This window comes from Frankia gtarii (assembly GCF_025403375.1).
GTDB classification, from domain to species: domain Bacteria; phylum Actinomycetota; class Actinomycetes; order Frankiales; family Frankiaceae; genus Frankia; species Frankia gtarii.
This window is the reverse complement of record NZ_JAMPTM010000430.1, coordinates 1-3,625: the sequence shown is the minus strand read 5'-3', so window position 1 is coordinate 3,625 and position 3,625 is coordinate 1. Positions and strand designations below refer to the sequence as shown.

At 70.6% G+C, this 3,625-nt stretch carries 3 protein-coding genes; 1 reads left to right on the top strand and 2 read right to left on the bottom strand.

Translation table 11 applies throughout. From position 1 onward, the window contains the following. Positions 1-69 precede the first annotated feature (69 nt). Positions 70-411 (bottom strand): STAS domain-containing protein, encoded by a 342-nt coding sequence (locus NBZ83_RS30895; protein ID WP_261571386.1) that lies wholly within the window; start codon positions 409-411, stop codon positions 70-72. Positions 412-515: 104 nt separating this feature from the next. Beyond that, positions 516-2,198, bottom strand: coding sequence for a glucose-6-phosphate isomerase (gene pgi / locus NBZ83_RS30890; protein WP_261576387.1), 1,683 nt, complete (start codon positions 2,196-2,198; stop codon positions 516-518). A gap of 334 nt (positions 2,199-2,532) precedes the next feature. Here pgi and NBZ83_RS30885 point away from each other — a divergent pair. After that, positions 2,533-3,625 (top strand): serine/threonine-protein kinase (locus NBZ83_RS30885; RefSeq protein WP_261576386.1); only part of this gene is annotated, 1,093 nt, incomplete at its 3' end.

The window sequence follows — 3,625 nt, the reverse complement described above, 5'->3', positions numbered from 1 at the left end:
GCCGTCGTCTCGAAGTCGCGGGGCCGTCGTCTCGAAGCAGCCGGCCCGACGGCGTGGAGGCGACCGGCGTCAGGGTCGGCGAGCGCCCTCGCCGACGCGGAGGCGACCGTCGAGGCCGGTCTCGCGCAGCAGGGCGGCGAATGCCGGGGTCGGCGAGGAAATCCGCAGCTCGGAGTGGACGCGGCGGAGCAACAGATCGGCCCGGAGCAGAGCGGCGAGCCCGGGGATGTCGATCAGCTGCAGGCCCGCGACGTCCACCGTCACCGTCCCCCCGCCCCGGCCCAGCAACTCGCCGATCTGCTCGCGGAACCGCAGCCGGCCGGCGGTGTCGAGCTCACCGGAGAGCTCGATGAACACGTCCTCGCCTGACCGCCGCACGGACATGGTCAGGGCTCCGGCGTCGACCCGCATGCTGCCCGCCCCCCCGAAGTCCTGATCACCGTGCGGGACCGACCCCCCGAACTGTTTACGGAGAGTAACATGACGGGGTCGGGCCGGCCGCCGTCCGGCGACGATCAGGCGCCGCGCAGCCGCCTGATCAGCGCGTTCGTCGAGCTGTCGTGGTGAGGCTGCGGGGAGTCCGCGGAGCCCGACGCACCGGGGGAGGCCAGCTCGGGCACGATTCGCCCGGCGAGCACCTTGCCGAGTTCGACGCCCCACTGGTCGAAGCTGTTGATGCCCCAGACGGTCCCCTGGGTGAACACCTTGTGCTCGTACAACGCGATGAGCTGCCCGAGCACGAACGGAGTCAGCTTCGGGGCAAGCAAGGTGTTGGTCGGCCGGTTGCCCGGGAAGGTCCGGTGCGGGACGAGGTCCGCGGCGATCCCCTCGGCGGCCACCTCCTCGGCGGGTTTGCCGAAGGCGAGAGCCTCGGTCTGGGCGAGGAAGTTGGCCAGCAGCAGCGCGTGCTGGTCCGGCCCGTCCGCCGGCCCCACGCCGGGATGATTCGGCCGGGCGAAGCCGAGGAAATCGGCCGGGACGATCGTCGTCCCCTGGTGCAGCAGCTGGTAGTAGGCGTGCTGCCCGTTCGTCCCCGGCGTTCCCCAGACCACCGGTCCGGTCTGTGTCCCCACCGGCCTGCCGGCGAGATCGACGCGCTTGCCGTTGCTCTCCATGTCGAGCTGCTGCAGATAGGCCGGAAAGCGGCCGAGGTACTGGCTGTAGGGCAGCACGGCGTGCGAGGAAAATCCGTAGAAGTCGCGATACCACACACCGATCAGCCCGAGCAGCACGGGCAGGTTCCGCTCGAACGGCGCGGTCCGGAAGTGCGTGTCCATCGCGGCGAACCCGTCGAGAAACTCGCGGAAGGCCACCGGACCGACCGCGATCATCACGGACAGCCCGATCGCCGAACCGACCGAATACCGGCCGCCCACCCAGTCCCAGAACTCGAACATGTTCTCGGTGTCGATGCCGAACTCGGCGACCTTCTCCGCATTCGTCGAGACCGCGACGAAATGGTGGGCAACCGCGTCCTCGCCGAGGGCCCCCGTCAGCCAGGAACGGGCGGCCCGCGCGTTGGCGAGCGTCTCCAGGGTGGTGAACGTCTTCGACGCGACGATGAACAGGGTCCGCGCCGGGTCGAGGTCGACCGTCGCCTCCCAGACGTCGGTCGGGTCGACGTTGGAGACGAACCGGACCGCGAGCCCGCGGTCGGAGTAGTCGCGCAGGGCGTCGTACGCCATCGCCGGGCCCAGATCGGAGCCGCCGATGCCGATGTTCACGACGGTAGTGATCCGCTCGCCGGTCGCCCCGCGCCACTGGCCCGAACGCACCTTCTCCGCGAAGGCGGCCATCCGGTCCAGCACCCGGTGCACCTCGGGCACCACGTCCACCCCGTCGACCTCGATCCGGGTCCCCGCCGCGGCCCGCAGCGCCACGTGCAGCACCGGCCGATTCTCGGTGACGTTGATCCGATCGCCGCGGAACATGGCCTCGATCCGCTCGGCAAGCCCGGCCCGCCGGGCGAGCGCCACGAGCAGCTCGACGGTGCGCGCCGTCAGCCGGTTCTTGGAGTAGTCGAGATAGAGCCCGTCCGTTTCAGCGGTGAACGCCTCACCGCGGGTGGGATCGGCGTCGAACAGGCTCCGCAGCGACACCTCCGACATCTCGTGCAGATGCGCGGTCAGCGCCGCCCATTGCGCCGTCGCGGTGATGTCGGGCGGAGCCACCAGGGCAGCGGGCTCGGTTGTCGACATGACGTGGGACGCCCTTCCTCGCAGGTTCAACACGTGTGCCGCCACAATCACCATCGGTGTCCGTGGCACGTCATCCGGACTCCTGCCCGTCATCCGACACCTGTCGCCTCATCCGGACCGTGGCGGCGCCGACACTCGTCGACCCCAGCAGCATGCACATGTCGCCGATCCGACGTCGTGGGGCGCCCCCGGACGGGCGGCGGAATGGGAAGGTCGGGGTCGTAGGATCACCAGGAACCCGACGAAGGTGTCATTGCAGGCCAGGATGCCGCGCTCGGGACGGGGGCGGCGGTAGGACGCGGTGCCCGACGGCGTTAGCGGACGGATCTGAACCTTGTTGATTGACAGATCACTCGTGGAGGCGGCGCTTCCGGGTTACACCGTCGAGGGCGACCTGGGCCGAGGCGGGTACGGTCTCGTGCTCGCCGGCCAGCATCGGCTCATCGGACGCAAGGTCGCCATCAAGATCCTGCTGGACACCTCCGACGATCCCGATCTGCGGGCCCGCTTCCTGTCCGAGGCCCGGGTGCTGGCCGAGCTCGACCACCCGCACATCGTGCGCATCCACGACTACGTCGAACACGAGGGCACCTGCCTGCTGGTGATGGAGCTGCTCTCCGGCGGCACCCTCAAGCAGCGGATCAGCGCGGGCCCGGTGTCCCCGGAGACGACCTGCTCGATCGGCCTGGCTGCCGCCGCCGCCCTGGCCAACGCCCACATGCAGGGCGTGCTGCACCGCGACGTCAAACCGGACAACATCATGTTCGCCGGCGACGGTCTGCTCAAGGTCACCGACTTCGGCATCGCCAAAATCTTCGACGGGGCGGAGACGACGGCCAGCGCGATCCTCGGCACCCCGCGGTACATGGCCCCCGAGCAGATCATGGGGGTGCGGCTGTTCCCGTCGACGGACCTCTACGCCCTCGCCGGGGTGCTCTACGAGATGATCGCCGGCCGACCGCTGTTCGGCCGCCAGATGGCGGTGCAGCCGCTCACCCACCACCATCTGACTGTCATGCCGGAACCGCTCACCACGGTTCCGCCGCCGGTCTCAATGGTGATCATGCGTGCGCTGGCGAAGGACCCGAACACCCGCTTCGCGGACGCGACGGATTTCGCCCTCGAACTCGCCCGCGCCGGCAGCCGGGCCTTCGGGCCGAACTGGCTGTCCCGGTCGGAAGTCAAAGTTCGGGTGGACGATGAGATCCGGGAGGCGGCGCTCGGTGTCTCGACCACCCCGCGGCCGCCGACCTCGGGCTCGCCGGGTCGCCTGGTCGGGCCCGCCCAGGGATCCGGCCCAGCCAGGCCCGGGTACCCAGCCGGGCCTGGCGCGTTCGGTACCCCCGCCGGTGCCGGCGGCCCGGCCTGGCCCGGCGGATCCGGCGGCCGGGGTGGGCCTGGCGGTCCGGGACCGGGCGGAGCGGGGC